General features: G+C 70.0%; 1 protein-coding gene. It reads left to right on the forward strand.

Annotation, left to right across the window (positions count from 1 at the left end; translation table 11 throughout):
* Positions 1–483 (forward strand): helicase-related protein (locus tag KBY19_RS35945; protein WP_210967533.1); only part of this gene is annotated, 483 nt, incomplete at both ends.

Below are 483 nucleotides of genomic sequence, written 5' to 3' on the forward strand. Positions count from 1 at the left end.
GGGTATCTCGATTGCGCTTGACGATCCGGCGAGCTGGCGCATGCATCACACGGTCGAGGCAACGCTGCGAGGCGCACCAGCGCCGGACGCTGTCGCGCGGCGCCTGAAGATCGATCGCGTCCGCCGCGCGCTGGCGTCAGGCGCGGCGCTTCGCTCTGTACTTGGACCCGAGGAACGCCTACTGCGGCAGCAGGCCGATGCGATGGACACCGGCGATCCGCGCCTTCTCTGGCTGCTGTCCCAGGCGCCGCGCTGGCGTGACGCGCGGGAGAAGACGCTTGTCTTCGTCGCGCACCGCGAAACACTGGAGATGCTGCGTACGGCCCTCAGCCAGCGCGCACAGCTCGCCACCGGGGCCTTCCACGAGGAGTTGTCGCCGGCGCGCCGCGACACGGAGGTTGCCCGTTTCCGGCAGCCCGATGGCCCGAGCCTGCTGGTGTCGACCGAGTGCGGAGGTGAGGGGCGGAACTTCGAGTTCTGCCG

This window comes from Streptomyces sp. B15 (assembly GCF_018070605.1).
Classification (GTDB): Bacteria; Actinomycetota; Actinomycetes; order Streptomycetales; family Streptomycetaceae; genus Streptomyces; species Streptomyces smyrnaeus.